The sequence below is a fragment of the Methanofollis tationis genome, assembly GCF_013377755.1.
Taxonomy (GTDB): domain Archaea; phylum Halobacteriota; class Methanomicrobia; order Methanomicrobiales; family Methanofollaceae; genus Methanofollis; species Methanofollis tationis.
Genome location: NZ_JABXWR010000001.1, coordinates 1,801,537 through 1,827,440 on the forward strand (window position 1 = coordinate 1,801,537; position 25,904 = coordinate 1,827,440).

The 25,904-nt window shown below is 61.9% G+C and carries 28 protein-coding genes; 5 read left to right on the plus strand and 23 right to left on the minus strand.

Annotated elements, in window-relative coordinates:
• Positions 1-8: 8 nt before the first annotated feature.
• The 13 genes from cbiQ to HWN36_RS09470 all read right to left on the minus strand — a co-directional run bounded on the left by cbiQ (position 9) and on the right by HWN36_RS09470 (position 9,180).
• Complete coding sequence (cbiQ, locus tag HWN36_RS09410) at positions 9-791, minus strand: cobalt ECF transporter T component CbiQ (RefSeq protein ID WP_176789098.1); 783 nt, start codon at positions 789-791, stop codon at positions 9-11.
• Positions 792-842: 51 nt separating this feature from the next.
• Positions 843-1,136: an energy-coupling factor ABC transporter substrate-binding protein gene (locus HWN36_RS09415; protein WP_176789099.1), complete on the minus strand. Its 294-nt coding sequence runs from the start codon at positions 1,134-1,136 to the stop codon at positions 843-845.
• Positions 1,133-1,828 carry an energy-coupling factor ABC transporter permease gene (locus HWN36_RS09420; RefSeq protein WP_176789100.1) on the minus strand — a complete coding sequence of 232 codons (696 nt, stop codon included), beginning with the start codon at positions 1,826-1,828 and terminating at the stop codon, positions 1,133-1,135. The genes HWN36_RS09415 and HWN36_RS09420 overlap by 4 nt, the downstream gene beginning before the upstream one ends.
• 208 nt (positions 1,829-2,036) lie before the next feature.
• Positions 2,037-3,113 carry an endonuclease Q family protein gene (locus HWN36_RS09425; RefSeq protein ID WP_343044968.1) on the minus strand — a complete coding sequence of 359 codons (1,077 nt, stop codon included), beginning with the start codon at positions 3,111-3,113 and terminating at the stop codon, positions 2,037-2,039.
• Between the two features lie 43 nt (positions 3,114-3,156).
• Positions 3,157-3,900: a proteasome assembly chaperone family protein gene (locus tag HWN36_RS09430; protein ID WP_176789102.1), complete on the minus strand. Its 744-nt coding sequence runs from the start codon at positions 3,898-3,900 to the stop codon at positions 3,157-3,159.
• Positions 3,888-4,049 carry an RNA-protein complex protein Nop10 gene (locus HWN36_RS09435; RefSeq protein ID WP_004039912.1) on the minus strand — a complete coding sequence of 54 codons (162 nt, stop codon included), beginning with the start codon at positions 4,047-4,049 and terminating at the stop codon, positions 3,888-3,890. The genes HWN36_RS09430 and HWN36_RS09435 overlap by 13 nt, the downstream gene beginning before the upstream one ends.
• Positions 4,046-4,834, minus strand: coding sequence for a translation initiation factor IF-2 subunit alpha (locus HWN36_RS09440; protein ID WP_176789103.1), 789 nt, complete (start codon positions 4,832-4,834; stop codon positions 4,046-4,048). Before HWN36_RS09440 ends, HWN36_RS09435 begins: the two co-directional genes overlap by 4 nt.
• 9 nt (positions 4,835-4,843) lie before the next feature.
• Positions 4,844-5,032 carry a 30S ribosomal protein S27e gene (locus tag HWN36_RS09445; protein WP_004039908.1) on the minus strand — a complete coding sequence of 63 codons (189 nt, stop codon included), beginning with the start codon at positions 5,030-5,032 and terminating at the stop codon, positions 4,844-4,846.
• A 6-nt stretch (positions 5,033-5,038) separates the two neighbouring features.
• Positions 5,039-5,317: a 50S ribosomal protein L44e gene (locus HWN36_RS09450; protein ID WP_004039906.1), complete on the minus strand. Its 279-nt coding sequence runs from the start codon at positions 5,315-5,317 to the stop codon at positions 5,039-5,041.
• 154 nt (positions 5,318-5,471) lie between these two features.
• Positions 5,472-6,161 carry a DNA replication complex GINS family protein gene (locus HWN36_RS09455; protein ID WP_176789104.1) on the minus strand — a complete coding sequence of 230 codons (690 nt, stop codon included), beginning with the start codon at positions 6,159-6,161 and terminating at the stop codon, positions 5,472-5,474.
• Positions 6,161-7,306 carry a DNA primase catalytic subunit PriS gene (gene priS, locus HWN36_RS09460; RefSeq protein ID WP_176789105.1) on the minus strand — a complete coding sequence of 382 codons (1,146 nt, stop codon included), beginning with the start codon at positions 7,304-7,306 and terminating at the stop codon, positions 6,161-6,163. Before priS ends, HWN36_RS09455 begins: the two co-directional genes overlap by 1 nt.
• Positions 7,303-8,877, minus strand: a complete 1,575-nt coding sequence (locus HWN36_RS09465) for a tRNA uridine(34) 5-carboxymethylaminomethyl modification radical SAM/GNAT enzyme Elp3 (RefSeq protein WP_176789106.1) — start codon at positions 8,875-8,877, stop codon at positions 7,303-7,305. The genes priS and HWN36_RS09465 overlap by 4 nt, the downstream gene beginning before the upstream one ends.
• 3 nt (positions 8,878-8,880) lie before the next feature.
• On the minus strand, positions 8,881-9,180 hold the full coding sequence (locus tag HWN36_RS09470) for a UPF0058 family protein (RefSeq protein ID WP_176789107.1): 300 nt from the start codon (positions 9,178-9,180) through the stop codon (positions 8,881-8,883).
• A 27-nt stretch (positions 9,181-9,207) separates the two neighbouring features.
• Between HWN36_RS09470 and HWN36_RS09475 the strand changes: the two genes are divergently transcribed.
• On the plus strand, positions 9,208-10,095 hold the full coding sequence (locus HWN36_RS09475) for an ADP-ribosylglycohydrolase family protein (protein WP_176789108.1): 888 nt from the start codon (positions 9,208-9,210) through the stop codon (positions 10,093-10,095).
• Here the strand turns inward: HWN36_RS09475 and HWN36_RS09480 are convergent, their stop codons facing one another.
• Positions 10,096-10,548, minus strand: coding sequence for a UPF0179 family protein (locus tag HWN36_RS09480; protein WP_176789109.1), 453 nt, complete (start codon positions 10,546-10,548; stop codon positions 10,096-10,098).
• Between the two features lie 5 nt (positions 10,549-10,553).
• A complete protein-coding gene (locus HWN36_RS09485; protein ID WP_176789110.1) occupies positions 10,554-11,633 on the minus strand; it encodes an NAD(P)-dependent glycerol-1-phosphate dehydrogenase in 1,080 nt (359 codons plus the stop codon).
• An 11-nt stretch (positions 11,634-11,644) separates the two neighbouring features.
• Here HWN36_RS09485 and HWN36_RS09490 point away from each other — a divergent pair, with 11 nt between their 5' ends.
• Genes HWN36_RS09490 through proS form a run of 3 tightly spaced genes read left to right on the plus strand, consistent with a single transcriptional unit; the run spans position 11,645 to position 14,495 of the window.
• Entirely contained in the window at positions 11,645-12,490 is an 846-nt protein-coding gene (locus HWN36_RS09490; protein WP_176789111.1) for a DUF63 family protein, read from the plus strand.
• Entirely contained in the window at positions 12,483-13,049 is a 567-nt protein-coding gene (locus tag HWN36_RS09495) for a stage II sporulation protein M (protein WP_176789112.1), read from the plus strand. The genes HWN36_RS09490 and HWN36_RS09495 overlap by 8 nt, the downstream gene beginning before the upstream one ends.
• A gap of 9 nt (positions 13,050-13,058) precedes the next feature.
• A complete protein-coding gene (proS, locus tag HWN36_RS09500; protein ID WP_176789113.1) occupies positions 13,059-14,495 on the plus strand; it encodes a proline--tRNA ligase in 1,437 nt (478 codons plus the stop codon).
• Here proS and HWN36_RS09505 read toward each other — a convergent pair.
• From HWN36_RS09505 to nfi, 4 genes are all read right to left on the minus strand, one after another.
• Positions 14,489-14,950, minus strand: a complete 462-nt coding sequence (locus tag HWN36_RS09505; RefSeq protein WP_004039876.1) for a hypothetical protein — start codon at positions 14,948-14,950, stop codon at positions 14,489-14,491. The two genes, proS and HWN36_RS09505, sit on opposite strands and share 7 nt — an antisense overlap.
• A gap of 2 nt (positions 14,951-14,952) precedes the next feature.
• The gene (locus HWN36_RS09510) at positions 14,953-15,468 is read right to left on the minus strand and encodes a pyruvoyl-dependent arginine decarboxylase (protein ID WP_343044969.1); all 516 of its coding nucleotides are present in this window, start codon (positions 15,466-15,468) and stop codon (positions 14,953-14,955) included.
• Between the two features lie 154 nt (positions 15,469-15,622).
• On the minus strand, positions 15,623-18,226 hold the full coding sequence (locus tag HWN36_RS09515) for a heavy metal translocating P-type ATPase (protein ID WP_176789115.1): 2,604 nt from the start codon (positions 18,224-18,226) through the stop codon (positions 15,623-15,625).
• Entirely contained in the window at positions 18,132-18,926 is a 795-nt protein-coding gene (nfi, locus tag HWN36_RS09520) for a deoxyribonuclease V (protein ID WP_176789116.1), read from the minus strand. The genes HWN36_RS09515 and nfi overlap by 95 nt, the downstream gene beginning before the upstream one ends.
• A gap of 56 nt (positions 18,927-18,982) precedes the next feature.
• Here nfi and msrA point away from each other — a divergent pair, with 56 nt between their 5' ends.
• The gene (gene msrA, locus HWN36_RS09525) at positions 18,983-19,468 is read left to right on the plus strand and encodes a peptide-methionine (S)-S-oxide reductase MsrA (protein ID WP_176789117.1); all 486 of its coding nucleotides are present in this window, start codon (positions 18,983-18,985) and stop codon (positions 19,466-19,468) included.
• Here the strand turns inward: msrA and HWN36_RS09530 are convergent.
• The 4 genes from HWN36_RS09530 to HWN36_RS09545 form a co-directional block, all read right to left on the minus strand.
• Positions 19,461-20,018, minus strand: coding sequence for a manganese efflux pump MntP (locus tag HWN36_RS09530; RefSeq protein WP_176789118.1), 558 nt, complete (start codon positions 20,016-20,018; stop codon positions 19,461-19,463). The genes msrA and HWN36_RS09530 overlap by 8 nt on opposite strands.
• A 223-nt stretch (positions 20,019-20,241) precedes the next feature.
• On the minus strand, positions 20,242-21,351 hold the full coding sequence (locus HWN36_RS09535) for a DUF362 domain-containing protein (RefSeq protein ID WP_176789119.1): 1,110 nt from the start codon (positions 21,349-21,351) through the stop codon (positions 20,242-20,244).
• Between the two features lie 44 nt (positions 21,352-21,395).
• Positions 21,396-23,843, minus strand: a complete 2,448-nt coding sequence (gene gyrA / locus HWN36_RS09540; protein WP_176789120.1) for a DNA gyrase subunit A — start codon at positions 23,841-23,843, stop codon at positions 21,396-21,398.
• Positions 23,833-25,827 carry a DNA topoisomerase subunit B gene (locus tag HWN36_RS09545; RefSeq protein WP_176789121.1) on the minus strand — a complete coding sequence of 665 codons (1,995 nt, stop codon included), beginning with the start codon at positions 25,825-25,827 and terminating at the stop codon, positions 23,833-23,835. The genes gyrA and HWN36_RS09545 overlap by 11 nt, the downstream gene beginning before the upstream one ends.
• Positions 25,828-25,904 lie beyond the last annotated feature (77 nt).

Genomic DNA, 25,904 nt, shown 5'->3' on the forward strand with positions numbered 1-25,904 from the left:
GGTCATCCTCAGAATATCGTGGCGCCCCGCGCGGCGATTGCCACCGCCGTGCAGAGGCAGAGATATGCGGCGACGAGGGCGATCTGGCGGCGACTCGCCCCCTCCGTCTCCTCGCCGGCGGCGAAGACGCCGTCGTAACACCGGGCGTCCATGGCGACGATCAGTTCTTCGCCTTTCTCCCACGCCCGCACAAAGAGCATTCCGGCCAGCATCGCAAACGAGGCGATCGCGTTGGTGAAACTGACATAGCCGTGGCGCATCTCCTGGGCGTTGCGGGTCGCCACCGCCTCGCCGATCAGGACGAAGATGAAGTGGTAGATGAGCATGGAGAGGTCGACGAACTCCCGCGGCAGGCGAAGCGACCGCATCACCGTGAAGATCTCCGCCATCGGGGTGGTGAGGGCGATGAAGAAGAGGGCGCACATCCCGGAAAAGGTCCGGGCAAGGATGAGGGCGGCAAGGTTTGCCGATCCGGTCGTCGCCGTCAGGGTGAGCGGGCCGATCGCTGCGGCCCAGAGCGTCTCCCCGCCCCCGGAGAGGAAGAGGATCACCGCCGCCGAGATCGTCGCAAAGGAGAGCGGGATGGTGAGGAGGTGTGCGTAGAACCTGATCGGGGTCCGGGCGACGCCGACGGTGATTGCCGCCATGGTGGCGGCGATAAACGCTGGGCCGAGTGGAGAGGGAGAGAGGAGGCCGAGGAGGATGGCGCCGCCGCCGACGAGGAGTTTGAGGCGTGTGTCCAGATGGCGCAGGGCGCTGCGGTGGGCATGGTCCTCCAGTATGTTCTCCATCAATCGGTCAGTCTCCTCTGCACCCCGGCGATTGCAAAAATGGGGGAGATTTTATTCTGTAGTGATCTGACGTCCTCGGTAATAATACCCGAAGAAGAATCCGATGATGATCGCCCCGATCGCTGCCTGGAGGCTGAAGAACAGCGACTCGATCTCGCCGCTGGGGGGTTCGTACACGGGCGACGCCCATGGCTCGTAACTGTTCCCGCTCATCTGCATGATCACGTCTTCGGCCTCACCATCGGCCCCGCCCCATTCGTGCTCCCCGGTGTTGAGGACGACAATGAACGATCCCGCAAAGAGGAGAACGATCAGGAGCGCTGCGATCTCCGCGAGGTACTTCATGCCATCGCCCCCCTCAGGCGGGCGACCGCCGATGCCGAGAGGACGTCGAGTTTTGTCAGGATCTCGCCGCGCACGGCAATGATATACTTGAAGACCAGGGCGATGACCACGCCTTCGATGATCGCAAGCGGCACCTGGGTGACGGCGAAGACGGTGGCGAAGGCGATGAACGAGGTGACGAAACCGCCGCTCTCGGCCGGGAAGGCGAGGGCGAGCTGCACCGAGGTGACGACGTAGGTGAAGAGGTCGGCGAGGGCCGCTGCAAGGAAGACGGTGACGTAGGTGTTGAGGTCTGCCTTTGTACAGCTCTTATAGATTGCCCATCCGACGATCGGGCCGGCGATGCCCATCGAGAAGACATTCGCCCCGAGGGTGGTGAGGCCGCCGTGGGCGAGGAAGATCGCCTGGTACAGCAGGACAATCAGCCCGAGCACCGAGGTGATGAAGGGCCCGAAGAGGATCGCCCCGAGGCCGGTGCCGGTCGGGTGGGAGCAGCTCCCGGTCACCGAGGGCAGCTTCAGGGAGGAAAGCACGAAGACAAAGGCCCCGGCAACGGCAAGGAGGGGGAGCGTCTCACGGTTTTCCCGTATGAGTATTCTCATCTGATACATCCCGTAGACGATGAACGGGGCCGATACGATGAACCAGAACAGACACCATTCTGGTGGGAGAAATCCTTCCATAATATGCATGATGATACCCCTACAACATATTTTGTTTTAAAGTAAACTTTATTTTGTATTCTCGTACCCCTATTTAATAGTGGCTCTTTTGCACGATCTGGATTTGCTCATCCTATCGTCGTCAAAGTGCAAAAAAGAGTTGAATTTCATGGGTAATACGGATTTTTTTGGGTCTGCAGGGCGTGCACGTCGCCCCTCTCCCGGTGCGGGAGCGCATTCACGGCAGGGTGAAGGTGCCGTATTTTCCGCCACCGCCGGGCACGAGCGCCACCCGCCCCTCCCTGAAGGCGGCGATCCCGACGGCGACCGCGGGGTCGACGGCGGCGATCCTGTCAATCGGGACCTCGGTGAGGATGGCGATCTCGGTGCCGAGTGTGTCGGTGAGGCGCCGGTAGCGCTCCTCAACTCCCTTTGTGAAGGCCGAGCATGTGCCGCAGACGACCCTAACAATCTCTCCCAGGGGGATCACATGGTAGTACGGCGGGCGGTCCAGCGGGGCGTGCATACCGCCGAGTTCCCGCGCCCGGTCAGCGACTCCTTTCTTGATCGCACCGCCGTCGTCCGGGCAGGTCCACCCGGCAGCTGCGGCCTCTTCGAGGGTGTACTGGCGGTAGCACCGGGTGCAGGCGGTCCGGTTGTACTTTCCTTCCTCCGGGAAAAACCCGGCGTTCAGGGTGATCCGTCCCTGCCGCACGGCATTGAAGGCAGCCTTCGGCGTTGCACCGGCGATCTCGAGACGGTTGAACTCCCGCCCGAGTTTTGTCGGGTGAACCGAATGGGCGTCAGAGTTCGTGAGGAACGGCACGCCGTCGAGGTCTGGGATCCCGGCCCCGTAGGACGAATCGGCTGAGAGCCCGAGTTCAAGAAAATCGATCGGCTCTTCCCCGTAGCAGGAGGCAACCGAGTTATGGGCGGCATACAGGGAGGTCCACGGAGTGAAGGCATGGGCCGGACCGATCAGGCCGCCGAGGTCGTGGACGGCCGCGGCGATCGCTTCGCCGGTGAGTTTTACATGGGGGCGGCCCGAGGTGGTGATGTCCCGGGAATGCGGGGCAAGGCGGTCATGGAGTTCGGCAAACTGCGCAAACTCATCCATGATGATGAGGTGATGGACACGCCCCTGTCCTTCGACCTCGGCGGTGGGCAGAACGACGATCCCGGCATCGCTCTCGAACGCCTCCCAGGCGCGCCGCCATTCCAGGTGGAGGGCATCCCCGCTCCCGAGCACGCCGATTCCCTTGCTGGCGGCGCCAGCAAGGAGTGAAGAGGGCGAGACCTTTGGAGAGGTCGCCATAGAAAAGGGTGAATGGATATGGAGGTCGGCGTAGACGTCCATATTATCCGATGTAGTTGAGGGACTCTTCTTCGTGGCCCTTCTCGATCTCCTGGTACTTCTCCAGGATCTTCTCCATCTCCGCGGCGTGCTCGGCAAGCCGCGCTGGATCGACCCTGATCCCGAGAAGTCTGGAGAGGACGATGAGCACCTCGGTGGCGCTCTTCGGGTCAACAAGGTAGCCCGGGGTTTCCCCCATCAGGCAGACCCCCTCGATCCCGTGGCGCTTTGCAAGGCCGAGAAGAAGGCCGGACGCCCCGACGATGCCGCCGGGCTCTCCGCCGGTCATGACCGCCCCTGCCGCCGTAATCTCAGCGACGAGGTCGTCGTCGTTCACCGCTCCGAGCACCCGCGGCTCATCAATGATCTGACCGACGCCGTAGCCGCCGAGGGTGTACACCCGTTTGACGCCGAGTTCCTCTGCAACGTCGAGATATGACTCGCAGAGGAGGTAGTGCCCCTCGTTCGAAGTGCTCTGGTAGTCGCCGATCAGAAAGGCGATCGACTGCTCTTTCCCTTTCCAGAGATAGATCTCGTTGTTCGGCAGGCGCACAACGCCGCCTGGCTCGATGAGCACCTGCGGTGGGAAGAATATGGAGGTGATCTCGACGATCCGCTCGGCTTTCAGTTCCTGGATCAGGTGCTCGACGACGAGTTTGCCGACCTGCCCTATGCCTGGCAGGCCCTCGACGAGCACATCGGCCTTTAACTCGTCATCGGTATCGAACTCGATCTCTATCTCGTCCATGATTGTGCCTCTCTCCTGTAGGCGCCGTAGCGGTCTTCAGGCGAATACCGCGCGGGATGGGCGGTCCGTGTCGGCTCTCCGCAGACCGGACAGCAGATAAAAAGAGTATAGCGGTGATCCCGCTCACAGTACCGGATCCGCCCGCTCATGCACTCTTTGCCTTCTGCTTTCTCACGAATTTTGCGGCGTCGCCTGCACGCTCCATGACGCCGATCGCGGCCTTCGCTGCCTTCTCGATCGCTCGCTCACCCCGTTTATAATCCGGGGCGGTGACTTTGATCCGGTAGTTCGGTGCACCCAGATAGGTGAGATCGATCTCCACGTCATCGATCTTCGGCTGTGCGCTCCTGAGGGCGCGGCGGATGATGTTGACGCCGTCCGGTTTCATGGACGTGAGGACGAGGGTGCCGGTGATCGTCACCTTCGATATCTTCACGTTCTCCCCGGCAACCGTCTTGAGGGCTTCGTTGACACTCTTTGAGAAGCCGAACTTCTTCAGGGCGGCTTCGCCTTCTGTGACGATCTCCTCAAATGCGGGGTAGAGGAGTCCGAAATGAGTGTAGAATACCTCCTTGATGGCGTGTGGTTCGGTTCCGGTCGCCTCGGCGACAAAACCGATCCATTTCTCGGCCTTCTGCTCGTTCTTCCACTCCTGGATCTTCTCGCGGCGCTGGTGCTCGTTGACATCCTTTAAGGAGAGGTCGATATGACCCCTGTCGGTATCGACGTTGAGGACCTTGCAGACGATTTTCTGGCCTTCACGGACAAAATCACGGATATATTTGATCCAGCCGGTGGCGATCTCGGAGATATGGATGAGTCCTTTTTTGTTCTCGTATTCGTCCAGACGCACAAATGCCACGAAGTCTTTGACGTCCTCAACCGTGCAGACGACGAGTTCGCCCTCCTCCGGCCATTCATTAATCTCGTGCATCTAACTGTCTCACTGGAGTTCTGCTTTGATCTCCGCCTTGATGACGGCCTTTCCGCCGGTCGGCTCGGCGAGCACATGCCCGCAGACCGCGCAGTCCACGACGGTGCTGGCCTTCTCAAAGATCACCTGTTCATTCTCGCAGTCCGGGCACTTGACCCGGTAAAATTTGCTCCTGTTCTCGCGGTGCTGACGTACCATTATCTCTCACTCCACAATCTCAAATTTGCCTGCTCTCCAGCCCGCACGCAGGTGCGCCTTACCGCATTTTGTGCAGCGGTATCTGACGTTCACCCTCTTGGTCGGCTTGTCGCCGCCGGGTACCTTGGAGAACTTGCCCATGTTTCCGACTTTGCCTCTCCGCGCCTTCTGCCGGTCGATCCAGTGCAGGTGGCTGGTCCGCCCCTTCTTTACCTTTTCAACTTCCTGGATCTCGTGCGATCTGCAGTGTGGGCAGTAGGCCCTGAACTTTGCTGGCATCTTCATGAAATAAGCCCCTCACGATGGTTATGCAGCCCGGTGCGGGCCAGAGCGGCAGCACCGGAATATGCATGATCTTTCTGGGATCGGTAATTTCTGGCAGTATTTGCCGAATTTCTCCCTCATGCACACTCCGGAGCCATTCTCTCGAATACCTGTATTATTTGATAAGCCTTATATTTAAGGCTATGTTGCGTTCGCTGAGCACCCTGGCGTTCCCTTTCGGGAGGGTGACAAGGTCTCCGGCCTCCAGGGCATAGGTCCGGCCGTCCAGACCCATGAACGGCGGGATCCCCTCATTGACGAGGACAAGGGAGACGTCACCCGGTGTCGTCTGCACCGGTGCCGCTCCGGCCCGTTTCTCCTCCTCTTCTTTGAAGACCTCCTCCACGAACGAGACGAAGGCCTCATCCTCGCCCTCGCCTTCACCGGGCGATACGGGCACTTCTGCCTCTCTGGTGGGTGCGCTTGCCCCGGCCGCCTCTTCGAGCATCTGGTCGCGGCAGAGGGCGATCTCCCGGCGGACCGCGTCGAACATCGCCCGTTCCTCCGGGAGCATCGTCTTCATTTCGTCCCGATCCCGATAACCCCCTTCGATCTGTGCCTCAGCAAGCTTCAGGATCTTTTTGAGGCGGAGTTTGACGATGGTACTCAACGTCTCTTTTATGCTGTGGTAGCGGTCCTGCAGCACGGCACCGTTTTCTGAGAAGGGATCCCCGATTGCATGGATCTCGTTCTGGATCTCTTTGAGTGAGGCCCTGCCCGTTGCAAAAAGTTCGGCTGGAACCTCGGAGAGTTTCCCGCTCTCGCGCTCGTTCCAGACGATGATCCGCAGGTCGTCGAGATCCATTATGCCGACCCCCCGTAATCGGCGATCCCGCGACAGCAGAGGTAGACCGCTACGGCCTCCGGAATGAGGTTCTGGCCTTTCCGTATCGCGTGCACGTTTCCAAGCATCGGGACGGAGAGGTCGAAGGCTGCGTCGACCCGCACCTCGCGATCGCCGAAGACGACGGCGTCTTCGAGAGGGTCGAAGGAGGCGAGATCCCTGAGCGGCACCTCGACGACCCGCAGCCCGCTCCCGCCGTGGAGAGAGGTGGGCATCCTGATCAACCGTTTGATATCGGTTGTCACCGGTTCGTCAACCGCCGCCCCTCGCTCTTTGATCTTCTGGAGGAGTTCTCCTCCCTCGGGTGACAGAAGGGTCCGGAGGGCCGGGGACGAGAGCACGGCACGCGGCACTTTTCCGGCCTTGAGATCCTCATCGGCCGCTTCAAGGGCCGAGAGAAACCGTCCGGCGTACTTTTTTCCGATACCGTCCATGGCACAGAGCCTCTTCTCTGCGGCCCCCCTCCCATCGGCCAGCAGGGTGCGGGCGTACTCCTCGAGGGCGCCGGCAAACCGCCCCTGCCACCCGCTGTTGTCGCCGGTGTCGAAGAGGAGCTGCGGCTCCATCCCGGTACCGCAGAGGTAGTCGACGATCTCGCGGCGCTCGCCGCTCCCCCATGCGAGGACCCGGTGATCGCGCACATGGACATGGTAGCCCCGCCCGCCTGAGAAGACGGTGGTGATCGTCTTTGGCGAGAACCCGAGTTCGCCGGTGAGCATGGCGACGAGTTTTTCCGTCTCGTCCTTTGCGCGCCCCAGCATCACGTCATAGGTGATCCCCTTCATGGAGGTGAAGAGATGGTCTGCATCGATGTCGAAGATGAGATCGGCGCCGCTCCACCCCTTCTCTCCCATCGTGCCCGCACCCGGGTTTGCATAATAGGCCGTGGAGTAGTAGGCGTGCGCCGGTGCCATCGACCTGATATATTCGTGGCACTCCTCGCGGGAGCCGAAACCCAGGTGCCGCCGCATCCGCATCTCTGGCTTCTGATCGAAGAAGATGAACCCCCACTCCCGCTGGGGGAGGGACGGAGGTGCGGCCAGGTAACTGTCCCGGTAGTACGATCTGAAGCGTTGCCTGACGAATTCCAGGGTTGCAGGTTTCATCTCAGCCTCTTTACCATATATGGCCCTTCGCGTTCATAGCCCTGCCCCCGGTAGTAGGGGCGGACACCGATCCCGCTGTTGACGGCGATCCTGTCCCATCCTGCACTCCTTGCTGTCTCTTCCGCTCTGAAAAGGAGTTCTTTTCCAAACCTGCGGTGCTGGTACTCTCCTTCCTCTCCGCTCTCGCCGAGGGGGACCATCGTTCCATAGACGTGCAGTTCCCGTAGCAGGGCCGCACCATCAAGCTCGTGCCTGAAGGTCTCTCCGGGGTACCGGAGGCGTGCAAATCCTATAAGGGTGTCTCCAGCTTCTGCCTGGATGAAATGCTCCTCGCCGCAGCAGCAGTGGTAGACAAGGTCGCGGATCGACGGTTCTGCCTCTGAAGGGCGGCGTCCGGCTTCGCGGCACCTGATGCACCGGCACTCGCCGCCATTCAGGCGGAGGTGCTCCTGTGCAAGCTGCCTGAAGTTCGAGTGGCGCGACCCGGCGACGATCAGCCGCGCCGGGATATCGCGCTGCACCCGCTGGAGACGGACGTACTCCGGGAGGAGTGATTTTGCATATGCGATCAGGTCCACGAGCACCTCCTCAGGGTAGGGTGCGTACTCTCCCCGCTGCCAGAGCGCCTCAATCTCAGACCCCGGCGTGACCAGCGTCGGGTAGATCTTCAGAAAATCCGGGCGAAAGCGTTCGTCGGCGAAGAGGGTCCGGAACATCTCCCGGTCCTCTTCTATCGTGCTCCCGGGAAGGTTCGGCATGATATGGAAACCGACCTTGATCCCGGCGTCCCGCAGCATCCTGTTCGCCCCGACGGCGTCGGCCACCGTGCACCCACGGCGGTTGAAGGCGAGAATGTCGTCGTCGGTGTGCTGGACACCGAGCTCGACCTTCGTCACCCCGAGGTCGAGCATCCCGGCAATATGCTCCTCTCTGCACCAGTCTGGCCGCGTCTCGAAGGTTGTGGCGATGCAGCGGACGGCCGCCGTCTCATTTGCGGTAAATACCTCGTCCCTCGGGGGGAGGTGTCTTCGTTCGGCACTGCGATACTCGTTCATCGCATGGACGCAGGATGTGACGAACCATTCCTGATACTGGGGGGTGCGGGCGGTGATCGTCCCGCCCATCACGATCAGCTCGGCCTTGTCCACATGGTGGCCGAGTGCCTCAAACTGAGAGAGCCTCGCCTCGACCTGGCGGCAGGGGTCATATTCGTTCTGAGCGCCGCGGAGGGCGGCGGGCTCCTGCCCTGTATAACTCTGGGGGGACTGGAAGGGGTGGTCGGGCCCGCCAGGGCAGGGGAGGCATTTCCCGTGTGGACATGGCGCCGGAGAGGTCATCACCGCCACCGGTGCGACGCCCGAGAGCGTCCGCGTCGGCTTGACCATGAGGATCTTCCTGAGGGCCCGCGCCTCGTCCGGAGTTGCGGCGGCAAGAATCGCCGAGTTTTTCGGGATGGCTGCCACCCTGTACGCGCGGCAGACTGCAATCTTGACCCGCTGAAGATCGGCAGGGCTGCACGAATCAGAAGAGATCCGGGAGATGATCTCCCGGCAGAGGTCGACGTCATCCATTGTCTAATGTTCTTGTACTATACCCTCATTATGGGTGGCTTTGGGGGAGTAATCCACCTGCTGAAGATGTGGGGAGGTCCGCAGCTGGTGGATGAGGTCTTCACCGAGTGCAAGAATGGCTTTTTTGTGGGAGACTTTGTTTTTATGAATGTGGGCCGGGGAGACACCGAGAAGATCGTAGTCGGGGGTATAGACCTCCTCTCCTGTAGTTGTCTCGTAATACTTCCTGATATGCATCAGGAGCATATGCACGTGGAGCAATTCTTCCTTCTGCACGCAATCACCTAACGTCAAAAAATACATTTTTTCCCCGATTGATATATCTTATTGGTGATCTTTATATCGCGCTTCGCTCTGGCTGCCGGTACGCTCCTTGGGCTTGCTGTGGGGGACGCTCTGGGTGCGCCCCTCGAAGGGCTGCCCCCGCCGGAAAAAAAGGTAACGAAAATGCAGAGCGGCGGAATCCACGCTGTTTCCAGGGGTGAATATACCGACGACACCCTGCAGGCGATGGGGCTCGCCCGATCGCTCGTTCATTGCAGGGGCTTTTCCCCGGAAGATTTCATATCTCGCCTTATTGCCGGCTTCGAACAGGAGCCCGCATACTATGGGCCGACCTCACGGATGGTCTTCTCTCTCATCCGCGAGGGCGTGAGGCCTGATGAGGCGGCAAGGATCGCTCATATCCATAACAAGGGGAGCAGAACAAATGGAAGTGTGATGCGTGGCCCACCAATCGGTATTTTCTATTTGCCCTCTGCGGTGCGGGAGGCCAGCCTCGCCTGCTCGGCCCTCACCCATTATGATCCCGTTGCCGGGGAGTGTTCGGCATTTGTGAACCGTATGGTCTCTGAAATGTGTCGGGGCACCTCGAAAATACAGGCGTTCTGCCGTGCCCTTGACTCCTGTGAGAGTGACGAGGTTATCAGGCGGTTCGGTGACTTCCATGCCTGGCCGCTCGAGCCCTCTCTCGACGCCGTCCTCTCCACCCACTGCGCGCTTGCCGTTTTCATGGGTTCGGAGACCTTCGAACAGACCCTTGTCCGGGCGGTCAACCTGGGCGGGGACGCCGATACGGTCGGTGCGATTGCCGGGGCCCTTGCCGGGGCCCATTATGGTCTCGTCGCCATTCCCCACCGCTGGCTCGCGGACTTCAGGCACACCGGCCAGGTGCTCTCCGTGGCGCACCGGCTCTGGGCTACGGCCGATCACGTCTGATCAGACTACCGGCCGCAGCTCGACGAGCTTCAGCGTCCTGCCCCTCTCGCAGATCTCCGGGGCGTTGCCGAGGACTCTGGCGATCATATATTTCTCGCCGTCGATGATGCCGTCCGGGTGGCAGAGGGCATAACTCCGGCAGTCGGTCCTGGTGCAGGGCGACTCGTAATGGATGCGCGAGTTGAGAATGGCGCGGTCGGCCGGAATGAGGGTGACGACCGGGGCCTCGATCACCTCGACGGCGCAGATGCCGCCCAGGTGAACGGGACACCCCTGATCGGTGTTCTTCCTGATGCCCACGACCTGGTACTTCTTTCCCGGCTGGAGGTTATGGCAGACCTTCAGGAGTTTGCAGGTTTTGCACTCCTGCGCATCGCCTTCATAGACGAATTCCAGCCCCATTTCTGCAAGACATCTCCCGATCAGGGTTACTTTCGGTTTTTGCTCTGCCATGTTACTCACTCCTCATACAGCATTTTGACGATCGCCTCGGCCCTCTCCCGGGACAGCCCCATATCAAGGATGGTGAAGCGTTCCGGCCTGATGGAGGGTGCCGCAAGCAGCGCTTCGACTGCGGTTTCGTCCGAAATACCGAGGCCTGCCGGTGTGGTCGGGGCGCCGATCTTTTTGAGGGAGTCGCGGATCCAGCGCCAGTCCCCGCCATGCAGGTACATTGTGATGATCGCTCCAAGGCCGCACTGCTCGCCGTGGAGCGCCTGCCCCGGTGCGATCCGGTCGAGGGCGTGGGAGAACTTGTGCTCCCCCCCGCTTGCCGGACGCGAGGAACCCGCGATACTCATGGCGACGCCCGAGGACACAAGGGCCTTCATCACCATCCATGCGCTCTCTTCGGTGTGGGCGCTGATTACGGCGGCATTTTTGACCGTAATCTCGGCGGTCATCTTCGAGAGCGCCATTGCATACTCGGAGAGCGGCTCGCCCCTCAGGCGGTGGGCGAGTTCCCAGTCCAGGATCGCGGTGTAGTTGGAGATGATGTCGGCACAGCCCGATGCAAGCAGACGCCTGGGTGCGGCGGCGATGATCCCGGTATCGGCGACCACGGCGATCGGGGGGTGGGCGCTGAGTGAGATGTTCCCTTCAGGCGAGGGGACGGTCGCCCGCGACGAGGCGACGCCGTCGTGCGCCGCCGCCGTCGGCACGGAGATGAACTGACGGTCGAGGTTGTACGAGACGATCTTTGCGGTGTCGATCACCCGCCCGCCGCCGACCCCGACCATGAAATCGGCAGAAGCCCCGGCTTTTTCGACGGCAGCAATCTCTTCGAGGGAGTTGCCGTGGGTGATATAGGTCTCTACCTCGCAGGTCTCACCGAGGAGGGAGGCGATCCGCTCCCCGGCGATCCCCATCGTGTGTTCGCCGGCGATGAGGAGGGCACGGGAGCCGAGGTTTAAGTCACGGCAGACCGAGGGGATTTCGCCGAGGACGTTGTGCCCGATGATGACGTCTCGCGGGAGCTGCATCCATCTGGACTTGTCAAAGACCTTCTCCCTGAGCACTTTTATACTCGCTCCACCCATTGAGATCACTGATGATTAGGGAGTTCCTCTACAAATATTACATTGATCCGATCATATACGGCCAGCCGTACACGATCGTCGATACGCTCACCTATGCCCTCATCCTGATCCTCTCGGTCTATCTCGTTTACCGCGGTCTCAGGCGTTTCGGGATCGAGGTCAACCGCGACTTTGTCCTGGCAACGATCCCCTTCGTCGTCCTGGGCGGGCTCCTGCGGGTCGTCGAGGACACCGGCATGATCACTTCCGACCTCCGCATCCTGCTGATCACCCCGATCATCTTCTTCGTCGTCTTTTTCATCACCGTCGGTGCCCTCTTCCTCTCCCGCCTCCTCGAAGTAAAAGGGGTCGTCCGAGAGTATTCCCGGACCTACGGGCTGATCGGGGTCGTCCTTTCGGCGGCTGTGTTCATTCTCATCCTCCTCTGGGGCGCCGCAAACACCCGCATCGATCTGGTCGTGCTCCTTGCCATCCCGGCGATGGCCGCAGCTTCCTCGGCGGCGGTGTTTGCGTTTCTCCGCTATGTCCTCGGCTGGGAGTACGTCAGCGATCCTCTCTATCTCCTGCTGATCGTCGGCCACCTCTTTGACGCCTCTGCCACCTCGTTCGGCATCGACCTTCACTCACTCCACTATGTGGAGCAGCATGTGGTGGGCTCGGTCCTGATCGAGTGGAGCGGGACGGCTTTTTCCATGTTCCCGCTGAAACTCGCCGTGATCGTCCCGGCGATCTATGTGCTCGAACTCTACCGGAAGGAGGGGAATGTCGCCTTCTGGCACCTGGTGCTCCTTGCCATGATCGTCGTTGGCATGGCGCCGGGCGTCCGGGACATGATGCGGATGGTGATCTATGTCTAGGCGGGAGTTCGGCACCTATCTCGCCGTCTCGGTCGGCGTCTTCCTCCTCGGGATCGCCGTGGGCTATGCCGTCCTCCTCTCCGGCGATCCGGTGGCCGACCAGGTGATCGAGGCGGTCAAAAACGGCGTCTTTGCCGATATCCTGGGAGACTCCCCCGGGATGCTCGCCCTGAAGATCTTCCTGAACAACCTGCAGGCCTGCCTTCTGCTCTTCCTTGGGGGGGCGACCTTCGGCCTCCTGACCCTGTTCATACTTCTCTCGAACGGCCTGATCATCGGGGTCTTTGCCGGCGAGATCGCAGAAAGGCTCGGCCCGATCGGGCTTGCCGTCGGGCTCATCCCCCACGGGATCTTCGAGCTCCCGGCCCTGTTCATTGCGGCGGCCCTGGGACTCGCCCTCGCCCGCTCTCTCCTTGCCGATATATCCGGTGCCGGTGACGCTGCCGCCGAAGCGGCCCGTCTTGGCGGGTTTTTTCTCCGCACTGTCGTCCCGCTTCTCGCCGCAGCGGCTGTTGTAGAGGCATTTATTACGCCCGCGCTCCTACAGATAGTGGTCTGAGGTACGCCAATGGAAGACGAGAGCGGTTCACTCCCCCTAAAATCCGATTTTTCAGCCTGGTATAATGACGTGCTCTGGCGCGCCGAGATCATGGACGTCCGCTACCCGGTGAAGGGGCTGTATGTCTGGTTTCCCTTCGGGTTCGGGCTGAGGCGGCACACCTATACGATCCTCCGCGGCCTGCTCGATGCATCAGGCCACGATGAGACCCTGTTTCCCCTCCTCATCCCGAAGACCGAGTTCATGAAAGAGGCCGAGCACATCAAGGGTTTTGAGGAGGAGGTCTACTGGGTCACCCATGGCGGCCTCACCGAACTCGACGTCCCGCTCGCCCTGCGGCCGACGAGTGAGACCGCCATGTATCCCATGTTCGCCCTCTGGGTGCGCTCTCACGCCGACCTGCCGATCAAGATCTACCAGATCGTCAACACCTTCAGATACGAAACGAAGCACACGCGCCCGCTCATCCGCCTCCGCGAGATCACCTCCTTTAAGGAGGCCCACACCGCCCATGCAACCTGGGACGAGGCGGCGGCGCAGGTTGAGACTGCTCTCTCCCTCTATACACAGTTCTACGACGACCTCTGCATCCCGGTGATCATATCCCGCCGCCCGGACTGGGACAAGTTCCCCGGCGCCGACTATACGATGGCTGTCGACGCTCTGATGCCTGACGGCCGGACTCTGCAGGTGGGCACCGCCCACCATCTCGGCACCCATTTCTCAAAGACCTTCAACATCACCTACGAGGACGCCACAGGGGAGCAGCAGTTTGTCTCTCAGACCTGTTACGGGATCTCAGAGCGTTGCATTGCGGCGGCGATCGGTGTCCACGGCGACGACCGCGGCCTGGTGCTCCCGCCGAAAGTGGCGCCGGTGCAGGTTGTGATAATCCCGATCATCATGAAAAAGCAGGCCGAGGAGGTCAGGGCGGCTGCAGAGGCGCTCAAGGCCGAACTTGAGGCGACCGGTCTCCGGGTGAAGGTCGACGACCGCGAACTGCGGCCCGGGGCGAAGTATTACCACTGGGAGATGCGGGGCGTGCCCCTGCGCATCGAGGTCGGCCCGAGAGACCTTGCGGCCGGCACCGTCGTCGCCGCTACCCGGGACGGCGAGAAGATGACGCTCGTGCGTGCCGGTCTTGCCGGTGAGATCCCCGGCGTTCTGGCAGCGTTTGCAGGGCGGCTGCGCGAACGGGCCGAAGCGTCTCTCACTTCCAGGATCGTCCTGGCGGAGAGCGTGGATGCGGCGATCGAGGCGACGAAGACCGGGATCGCCGTCGTCCACTGGTGCGGCGACGAGACCTGCGCGGAAGCAATCGAAAAAGAGACGAATGCGAGCGTGCTCGGAACAGAAGTGCGCAGCGCTCATATCGGAAAGAGCGAGGGAGCCTGCATTGTCTGCGGGCGCCCCGGCACCTCGACCGTTATTGCACGGACTTACTGAGAACAGAGGGGGCAGCGGTATGAGATGGCGTAACCCGCCTGCCCGCTCTCCCCGGCAAATACTTTTTTTCCGCCCCTGAAAAACGACCGGCCACAGCAGCTGCATCGCTTTGGCAGGATCCTCTCAAGGCGGCTGAACGGAACTTCCAGTTCAAAGGACACGTGCTCTTCGTTCTCCTCCTCGAATGCGCCTTCTCTGTCGAGACGGGAGATCACCTCCATGATCTGGAGGGGGTTGGCACCGAGTTCGTCCATTTTTTTGAAGAGGAAGTAATGGCAGATGAGCCATGAGAGGTCTGAGCGCTCGAGGCCGTCATCGACCTCAAGGCACTCGTCCTCGGGCTCCTCGAGGGTGCTGCCGCAGAGCGGGCATTTTCCCCCGATCAGCTCCTCAAGGTAAACTTCTTCGTTGCAGTATGGGCAGGTGGTGTGGTGCGCACGTGTGCGTGACGTCATAATTACTCCATGAGAAAGATGGCGGCGGCGAGGACCGTCGTCCAGTGGCCGTCTTCATCTACGATTGCGCTTTCAGTGATGTTGAGCGTTTTTTCAGGTGTTTTGTCGGTGATGCTCTGGTACATCCGGTATGCAAGGTCTTCGGCATACGTTCCTGCCTTCTCCTTCCCGTCGCCGAAAGCGTGGTGCTCGGCGAAGTAGCCCCACTGCTCCTCCATGGACTCAGGGATGGCGACCCCGAGAGAGGCCGATATCCGGCGGTGTGATTCGTTGGAAGAGATCCTTGACATTACCGTAAATACGATGCTCCCTGGATCGAGGTCGGCAAGACCTTCCTCACGCGGGATGATCCGGCATTTCGGGGGCAGGATGGAACTGACGGTCACGAGATTGTAGCATTCGATCTTTGCCGTTCTGAGTGCCATCTCGAAGGAACCGAGATATTCTGAATCCCTCCCCACGCCGCAGGTAAAAAACACCCGTTTTGGAACAAATATTCTGGTCAACCTCTCTCTCACCTGTGGAATGAATCACCTTTTTATTTGTCCCCCCCATACTTAAAAGTATATATCTTCGCAGAATAATGGGGAGATTTTGGGATATGGGGGATTATAAGGGATATTTTCTGCCGGGCCGAATCGTCGTCAGAAAGGATCCGGAAAAAATGCCGGGTTATCCGAGGTATTTTTCCGGGTCCTTCTCGAACTCCTTCTTGCAGCCGGGTGCGCAGAAGTAGTAGGTTTTTCCTTTGTAGTCTGTCGTGAACTTCGCCGTCTTCGGGTCGACCTTCATCGTGCAGACCGGGTCAGTCTCCATCGTACCTTCCTCCATTTTCCCTCTTTTTGCTTCTGGTATATATCCTTTGAGCAGGAGGGAGAGGGTGACGACGGTGACCGAGCTCGCCGCCATGGCGAGGCCGGCGAGTTCGGGCCTGAAGGTGATCCCGAAGGCCGGGTAGAGCACGCCCGCCGCCACCGGTATGAGGGCGGCGTTGTAGGCGAACGCCCAGAAGAGATTGAGTTTGACCCGCCCGATCACCTTCTGCGCCAGCTGGATCGCTGCCGGGACGTCGGTGAGGTCGTCCCTGACCAGGACCACGCCGCCGCTCTCGATGGCGACGTCGGTTCCGCCGCCGATGGCGATCCCGAGGTCGGCCTGTGCAAGGGCCGGGGCGTCGTTGATCCCGTCCCCGACGAAGGCGACCCGCCGCCCCTCCTCCTGAAACGTCCTGATCTCGGCGGCTTTGGCGTCCGGGAGCACCCCTGCAAAGACGCGGTCGATCCCGATCATCCCGGCGATCGCCCTGGCGGTCCCGGGATTGTCTCCGGTGATCATCGCAACAGAGAGCCCCATCTCCTTCAGCCCGGCGACTGCCGCCATCGCCGTGGGCTTGAGGGTGTCGGAGACGGCAATGATGCCGGCGACCGCACCGTCGGCGACGAGGATGGCAACGGTCTTTCCCTCCTCTTCGAGGTGGACGACCGCGGCCTCGGCCCCTTCATCGAGGATAACGTTCGTGTCCGCGAGCATCGCCCGGTTGCCGAGAGCGATCAGGCGACCGTCGACGGTGGCGAGCACTCCCTTGCCCCTGACCGTCTCGAAGGCGTCGGTCGCAGGGATCGAAATTTCCCGTTCCTGTGCCCTGGCGACGATCGCCCGCGCTACCGGGTGGTTTGAGTTCTGTTCGGCACCGGCGGCGAGGGCGAGGCTCTCCTCTGCCGTGAGGGCGAGCCCGACGATCTCGGTCACCGCGGGTTTCCCCTCCGTCAGGGTGCCGGTCTTGTCGAAGGCGACGGTATCCAGGCGCTCTGCCGCTTCCAGGGCCTCGCCGCTCTTGATCAGGATGCCGAGTTCTGCGCCCCTGCCGACACCGACGGTGATCGCCGTCGGGGTGGCGAGGCCGAGGGCGCAGGGGCAGGCGACGACGAGGACCGAGATCAGGGTGGAGAGGGCGAAGAGCAGGGTGGCCCCGGCCACGAGGTACCAGAAGAGAAAGGCCGCCGCGGCGATAGAGAGCACAGCCGGGATGAAGTACGCCACCGCCGTGTCTGCGATCCGCTGGACCGGGGGTTTTGTTCCCTGCGCCTCCTCGACAAGCCTGATGATCTGGGCGAGCACCGTGTCCCGGCCGACCCGCGTGGCCGCAACCTCGAGCACGCCGTCGCCGTTGATCGTCCCGCCCACGACCGCATCACCCGCCTCTTTCCTGACCGGTACGGGCTCGCCAGTGATCATCGACTCGTCCACGTAACTCTCGCCGCGGTTGACGGTGCCGTCGACCGGTACGCGTTCGCCCGGGCGGACGAGCACGGTGTCGCCGGGCAGCACCTCGTCGATCGGTCGTTCCTCCTCCTTCCCATCGACGAACACGGTGGCTGTCTTTGGCCTGAGGCGGATCAGGGCAGCGATCGCCTCACCGGTTCGCCCCTTTGCCCTTGCCTCGAGGTAGCGGCCGAGGGTGAGGAAGGTGGCAAGCATCACCGCTGTCTCGTAGAAGAGGTATTCGTGGGTGAGGACGATGCCGAAGGTGCCCAGGACCGAGGCGGCGAAGGCGACCCCGATGCCCATCGAGTACATCACGTCCATGTTCAGGGTTCGGTTCCGCAGGGCCCGCCATGCGGCGAGGAAGATCGGCCACGAGAGGTAGGCGAAGACCGGGGTGGCGATGACGAGCATGAGGTAGGCCATATCGAAGGGGAGCGGCGGGGCGGTCCACATGATCCCCATCAGGAGGGCAGAGGCGACGGCGCCGATAGCGATCCGCCAGCGTTTGTCCCTGAGATCGGCCTCGCGCGCCTTCCGCTCGATCTCCCCGGTCTCCTCTTCCTCGGTGCCGATATACTGGTAACCCGCCTCCTCAATCGCCTTTGCCATCTCTGCCACGGTGACGGTGTCAGGGTTGTAGGTGACGTAGGCGCGCTCCGATCCCAGATTTACGGTGGCCGTGACGACGCCTGGAAGGCTCTGCAGGGCCGCCTCGACCGTCCTGACGCAGGTGGCGCACATCATGCCCCCGACTTTCAGGACGGCCTTTCCGGTGATCACTCCGTATCCGGCCCCGGTGACGGCCTGCTGGAGGCTGGCCGCCGAAACGCGGCCGGGGTCGTATTCCACCGCCGCCTGCTCGGCCCCAAGGTTTACCGAGGCGCTCTTCACCCCTTCAACATTTTTCAGAGCCTTTTCAAGGGTGAGGGCGCAGGTGGCACAGTGCATCCCCGAGATCTTCAGGGTCTCTTTCCGCGTCGTATCTTCCCTCTCTCCGCCCTCGCCGCTCATACTGACCCCTCAGGGAGTTTCTCGATATAAATGCTCCTTCAGGGGAGGTGTTCTCTTCCCACGCCCTGGCGGCGAGGGCATGGGCGGCCCGGATCGGCTCAGGCACCCGATAGCCGTCTGACAATGCGAGCACAAGGCGCACGGCCGCCGCGAGGCCGGTGCGGTGGCCTACGGAGACGTAGACCGGGCGAACTCCTGCCGCCGTGCGCACGGCGCAGCCGATCGTCTCGCCGTTCTCGATCATCGGCGCCGTCGATCCCCGCACTTCGTCCGGCATCGCCGCCGTCCCGCAGAGGAGGTGTTTTGCCACCCCGATCGAGGGAATGCCGGTCACAACACCGATGTGAGAGGCGATCCCGCATCGCCGGGGGTGGGCGACGCCGTGGCCGTCGACGATCAGGAGGTCGGGTGCGTGCGTGAGTTTGTCGAGCGCCGCCACGAGGGCCGCCCCCTCCCTGAAGGCGAAGAGGCCGGGGATGTACGGGAAGGCGGTCTCGCACGCCGCCCACGCACCCTCGACGAGTTCGAGTGAGGGAAATGCGAGGAGGGCCGCGGCGCCGAAGACGGTCCTTCCGTCCCGTGCGTAGGCGGCGTCGAGACCGGCGACGAGGGACGGGCTGGGGTCGCCTTCGGTGACGACGAGGCGGCTGATCTCTTTCTGGAGGGCGACGGCCGCCTCCACATAGGTGAGAGGGAACATTGCTCTCCCTGCGGTATCCGGGAAGATATATCTCTCCGGCGGCAAGAGGGGGGTGCATGGTCAGGGAGACGGGGCGTGAGACGGCATACTTTGCGGCGGGATGCTTCTGGGGAGTCGAGGCGGCGTTTCGACAGGTTCCGGGCGTGGTGGATACAGCGGTCGGGTATATGGGAGGTACGACGGAGAACCCGACCTACGAAGAGGTCTGCACCGGTGCGACCGGGCACGCCGAGACGGTGGCGGTGGTCTTTGACCCCCTGGTGGTCTCCTATGCCGCCCTTCTGGAGGTCTTCTGGGATATCCACGACCCGACGACGAGAGACCGGCAGGGGCCGGACGTAGGGACGCAGTACAGATCGGCGATCTTCACGACGTCGCCCGAACAGTACTCCGAGGCCCTCGCCTCCCTCGAACGGCGGCAGCGTTCGGGGTGGTACAGGCGGCCGATCGCGACGGTGATCTCTCCCGCCGGCCCCTTCTACCGGGCCGAGGAATACCACCAGCGCTACCTTGAAAAACAGGGCAGCCGCCGGATCAGGTGAAGAGGTGTTCGACGAGGATCCTGATGCCGATCAGGATCAGGATGAGCCCGCCGAGGATCGCGGCCCGGTCGCGGTTCCTGTCGCCGAAGGCGGTGCCGATCCAGAACCCAAGGAGTGAGAGGACGGCGGTGACGATGCCGATGGCGATCGCCGGCTCCAGGATCTCCACACCCAGGAGTGCAAAGGAGAGGCCGACGGCGAGGGCGTCGATGGAGGTGGCGATGCCGAGCATGAGCAGCACCGGCACCCGGTCGAAGGGGATCGGTCTGCCGTCCTCGCCTTTCAACCCTTCGTGGAGCATTTTTCCACCGATGACGGCGAGCAGGAAAAAGGCGATCCAGTGGTCGAACCCCTCGATATAACCGCTGAAAAGGGAGCCGCCATACCAGCCGGCGAGCGTCATACCGGTCTGGAACACTCCGAAGAGTATGGCGAGCATGGCGGCAGTCCGGGCCCGCCCCTTCCTGACGGTGACCCCGCCGGCGATGGAGACGGCGGCGGCGTCCATGGCGAGGCCGACGGAAAGGAGGATTACGGTGAGGGCGTCCATAGATCCCTTTCGCGTTGGCCGGGAGTGCTGATGAAACGCTCGGATCGGTCACCCGCGCTGCCTGTGGCAGTGACCCCTCCGCATCCTATGCGCACCCGGCGCCTCTGATCGAATCGAGCCTGCGAAAGTCAGGTGTCTGACTCCCGGCCGATGTGGAGATGGCTCTGTTTGCCCATGCCTCTGCGAGGGTCAGGGGGAGGGAGCAGGAGGATAAAGAACCCTCTCAAATCTCTATCAGTTCATACTCAGTTCTGCCGAGCCCGATCCGCTCGCCGTGGCGGACCTGGATAGTCCCGTCGGTGTACGGGGCGACTCCTCTGAATTTGTCCTGGCCTGGAGCGTGGTTGCAGAGGAGGCGACTTCCGGCGATCCCCTGCTGAGCATTGACCAGATCGAAGCTGGCGGCGTCGATCGCCACCGGGTCGGTGGATGCCAGGATCCCGATGTCCGGCACGATCCGGCCGTCGCTCCAGAGGCAGCAGTCGCAGTCGGGCGTGATGTTCACCAGGAAGTTCAGGTATCCCACCTGCCCCTCCTTCCCGGCGACGGCGCCGAGGGCGTACTCGGCCATCATCTCCATAAAGGGCGTTACCCCCCCGGCCCAGTTGAAATCGATCGCCCCGGTCGGGCAGACGGTCATGCACTCCCCGCAGCCGATGCACCTGGAAGCCTTCAGCCCGACGCCCCCGGCGGTCTCCTCCAGCGCTCCTGTCGGGCAGACGCCCGCACACCCCCCGCAGCCCGCGCAGACCTTCTGGTCGATGACCGGGAGGAGCCCCTGGTGCTGATCCTTTTTCCCGGCCGCCGGGGCGCATCCCATTGCCAGGTTCTTGATCGCCCCGCCGAACCCGGCCATGCCGTGCCCCTTCACATGGGAGAGGACGATCATGCTCCCGGCATCGAGGATATCACCTGCGATCTTCACCCGGTCGAACCGCTCTCCGGCGATCCCTACTTCCCGCCAGTTCCCCGAGGTCAGACCGTCGGCGATGAGGATCGGCGCTCCGGTCACCTCGAAACCGAAACCGTGGCGGATCGCCGTTCTCAGGTGGTCAACGGCGTTGTGGCGCGCCCCTGAGTACAGGGTGGCGGTGTCGGTGAGAAAAGGGTTGCCGCCGGCCGCCCTGATCCGCTCGACGACCTCACGCACCCAGACCGGGCTGATATAAGTGTCGTTGCCCCACTCCCCGAAATGGAGTTTCACCGCCGTCAGATCTCCTTCCCTGATGCAGGCCCCAAGCCCTGCCGCCTCAAAGAGGTCGTTGATCTTATCGAGGGTATTTTTCCGATCGCTCTCCACGGCGGCCCCTGCAAAATACACGCTGGATCTCATGCTCCTCCACTCTTTCTCGGTGAAGGCAGAAAAAAAGGTGGCGGTCAGATCTCGGGTGTCTCAATCTCGTCGTCCGGGTTGATCGCCGCAAAACCGACGACCCGGTCGCCCTCGTCCATCTTCATCAGCCGCACACCCCGGGTGCCGCGCTTCTGGATCGAGATCCCGCCGACCGTCATCCTGATCACGTTTCCTGCGGTGCTCATCAGGATGATCTCGTCGTCGTCCGAGACGGCCTTTGCCGCCACCACGCCGTCGCCGTAGGCCGGCTGGATATTCCGCACACCCATCGTCCCCCGTCCGTGACCGCGGAACTCGTCGAACTCTGTTCGCTTCCCCATCCCGCCGGCGGTGATCGTGAGCAGGTGGTCCTTTGAGACCAGGCTTAAGGAGACCAGGTGGTCGCCGCCGCGCATCCTGATCCCGATCACCCCCTGTGAGTTGCGGTGGAGTGGGCGGACGGTCTCCTCGGAGAAGCGGAGGCTCTGGCCCTTCCAGGTCGTCAGGAGCACCTCCGTCGATCCGTTGGTGACCTTCACATCCATCAACTCGTCGCCCTCCTTCAGTTTGATCGCGAGGATCCCGCTCGGCCGCGGGCGGGAGAACTCCTCGACCGGGATCTTCACGACCATCCCCTCCTTTGTTGCAAAGAAGAGGAACTCGCCGGTATCGAACTTCCGCAGGGGAATGACGGCGTTCACCAGTTCATCATTGAGGTTGAGCAGGTTGACGATCGCCTTGCCCTTCGCCGTCCGGCTGCTCTCCGGGATGTCGTAGACTTTCATCCAGTAGATCCGCCCTTTGTTGGTGAAGCAGAGGAGGTAATCGTGGGTGCTTGCCACAAAGACGTCCGAGACGACGTCGTCCTCCTTTGTCGCCATCCCGATGACGCCCTTCCCGCCGCGGCGCTGCATCCGGTAGGTTTCGAGCGGCATCCGCTTGATATAATTCGTCGCCGTCAGTGAGACAAGAACCGGTTTGTCCTCGATGAGGTCCTCTTTGCAGATCTCGCCGGCTGCCGGGACGATCTGCGTCCGGCGCTCGTCGCCGAACTGCTCCCTGAGCCCGACGATGTCGGATCTAATCTCCCGGACGATACTCTCACGCGTGGAGAGGATCTCCTGCAGCCGCTCGATCTCCTTCTGCAGTCCTGTGCGCTCGTCTGTGATCTTCTGCTGTTCTAGGGCCGCGAGGCGGCGGAGCTGCATCTGGAGGATGGCGTTCGCCTGCACCTCGTCGAGGCCGAACCGGGCGATGAGGGTTTCTCGCGCCTCTTCGGCGCTCTGAGATGCCCTGATGGCGGCGACCACATCGTCGATGCTCTGCAGGGCGAGGATCAGCCCGTTGAGGATGTGCACCCGCTCCTGCGCCTTGCGCAGCTCGAACTGGGACCGCCTGCGCACGACCTCGATCCTGTGGTCGAGGAAATGCTCTATGATCTGCGGGAGGCTGAGGGTCAGGGGCTTTCCGTCCACGATGGCGAGGTTGTTGATCCCGAAGGTGCTTTCGAGAGGCGTGTGCTTGTAGATCTGGTTCAGGACGACCTGCGGCATGGCGTCGCGCTTCAGCTCGACGACCACCCTGATCCCGTCCTTGTCCGACTCGTCACGGAGGTCCGAGATCCCTTCGATCCTCTTCTCCCGCACGAGGGTGGCGATCTGCTCGACAAGGTTCGCCTTGTTCACCTGGTAGGGGATCTCCGATATGATGATGCGGGGGGTCCGCCCCTCCTCCTCGATATCGGCGACACCTCTCATGATCACCTTGCCGCGGCCGGTGAGGTAGGCCTCGCGCACCCCGGCCGTGCCCATGATCATCCCGCCGGTCGGGAAGTCCGGGGCCGGGATATGCTGCATCAGGTCCTCGACGCCGATCGAGGGGTTGTCGATATAGGCGCAGAGGGCGTCGCATACCTCGCCGAGGTTGTGCGGCGGCATATTCGTCGCCATGCCCACGGCGATCCCCGACGATCCGTTGATGAGCAGGTTCGGGACCTTTGCAGGGAGCACCGTCGGCTCTTTCGTCGATTCGTCGAAGTTCGGGATGAAATCGACCGTTTCTTTCTCGATATCCTCGAGGACCGCCTCGGCGAGGGGGTTGAGGCGGGCTTCCGTGTACCGCATCGCCGCAGCGGAATCGCCGTCGATGGAGCCGAAGTTCCCCTGTCCCTCCACCGGCATGTAGCGGTAGCTGAACGGCTGCGCCATCTTGACAAGGGTGTCGTAGATGGAGGCGTCGCCGTGGGGGTGATATTTGCCCATCACATGGCCGACGATACTTGCGCTCTTCTTCGTCGGTTTGTCGTGGGTGACGCCCATCTCCCACATCCCGTAGAGGATGCGGCGATGGACCGGCTTGAGGCCGTCGCGGACGTCCGGGATCGCACGGCCGATGATCACCGACATCGCATAGTCGATGTACGAGGACTTCATCTCGTTCTCGACAGTGACCTGGATGACGGAACGGCGTTCGGGCTTCTCCTCAGATGTCAAGGTTCTTCACCTCCTGCGCATGTCTCCGGATAAATTCCTTTCTGGGTTCCACGTCGTCTCCCATCAGTTTTTCAAAGATCTCGTTCGCATAGATGGCGTCCTCGATCCGCACCTGTTTGAGCACCCGGTTCGCCGGATCCATCGTCGTCTCCCAGAGTTGTCCGGCGTTCATCTCGCCAAGACCCTTGTAGCGCTGGACTGAGACGCCCTTATCGCCCATGGCGGCCATGATCTCTTTCATGTCCTCCTCGCGGTAGGCATACTCCTCCTTCTTGCCCCGCGCCACCCTGAAGAGGGGGGGCTGGGCGATGTAGATGTAGCCGTGCTCGATGAGTTCGGGCATGTACCTGAAGAAGAAGGTCAGGAGGAGCGTCGTGATATGCGCCCCGTCCACATCGGCATCGGTCATCAGGATGATCCGGTGATACCTCGCCCGGGAGGCGTCGAAGTGCTCGCCGACGCCGGTGCCGATCGCGGAGATAAGCGCCTGGATCTCGGCGTTCTTCAGGATCTTGTGCGGGGAAGCCTTCTCCACGTTGAGGATCTTACCCCTGAGAGGCAGGATCGCCTGGAACCTCCGGTCGCGCCCCTGTTTTGCCGACCCGCCTGCAGAGTCGCCCTCCACGATATACACCTCGCTCTTTGCGGGGTCGCGCTCTGAGCAGTCGGCAAGTTTGCCGGGCAGACCGCCGCTTTCCAGGGTGCTCTTCCGGCGGGCAAGGTCGCGCGCGCTCTGTGCCGCCTCGCGGGCTCGTGCGGCGAGGAGGGCCTTGCCCACGATCGCCTGGAGGGTCTTCGGGTTCTCCTCGAAAAATTCGGTGAGAGAGGAGTAGACCAGGGAATCGACGATGCCCCTGACTGCTGAGTTGCCGAGGCGCATCTTTGTCTGCCCCTCGAACTGGGGGTTTGCGATCTTTATGGAGATAACGGCGTTGAGGCCTTCCCTGACATCGTCGCCCCTGACCGAGGCGCCGTTTTTGAGCAGGTTGCTCTTCTTCGCCGAGTTGTTGATCGCCCGCGTGATCGCGCTCCTGAACCCCTCGAGGTGCGTCCCGCCCTCGCGAGTGTTCACGGAGTTGACAAAGGTGTAGACCTGCTCCTTGAAGGTGTTCGTGTACTGGAAGGCGACCTCCACCTCGGTCCGGTTCTCTTCGTCTTTCCGGTCGAAGGAGATGATGTTTTCGTGGATCTTCTCGGCACTCTCGTTGAGGTGCCTGACGAACTCGGCGATCCCGCCCTCATAGCAGTAATGGTCCTCGTCGCCCGAACGCTCGTCCCTGATCGAGATCGAGAGTCCGGAGTTTAAGAATGCAAGTTCCCGCATCCGGTGGGCGAGGACATCGTAGTCGAAGGTGACGGTCTCGAAGATCGTCTCGTCCGGGACGAACGAGATCGTTGTTCCGGAGAGGCGTTCCCCGAAACGTTCGAGGAAGGTGTCACGCTCCTCGATCTCTCCCCAGTCACCTTCCACGCCATATGTCCGGACGTAGCGGGCTTTCATCTCGTCGAGGCTTTCCTTCCTGGAATGGATCTGCTCGGTCACCGCGCCGCGGGAGAAGGTGATCTCATAGACCCTGCCGTCGCGGTGGACAGTGGCGCGCAGCATCGTCGAGAGGGCGTTGACGACCGAGACACCGACGCCGTGCAGCCCGCCTGAGACCTGATAGGTGTTCTTGTCGAACTTGCCGCCGGCGTGGAGGACGGTGAGCACCACTTCAAGGGCGCTTTTGCCGTTCTTCATCGTATCGACCGGGATGCCCCGGCCGTTGTCCACGACGGTGCACGAACCGTCGGTGCCGATGGAAACACTGATCTGATTGCAGAAACCTGCAAGCGCCTCGTCGATGGAGTTGTCGACCACCTCGTAGACCAGGTGGTGGAGGCCCCGCGTATCGGTGCTCCCGATATACATGGCAGGACGCTCGCGCACCGGCTGGAGGCCCTTTAATACGGTGATGTGGGAGGCGTCATAGGTTGAACTCATGCCTGACCTCCGTTAAAAATAAGGGACGCGAAACTCGTGGATTCACACTATGTATTGGTCGTGAACCCTCTTTAAGG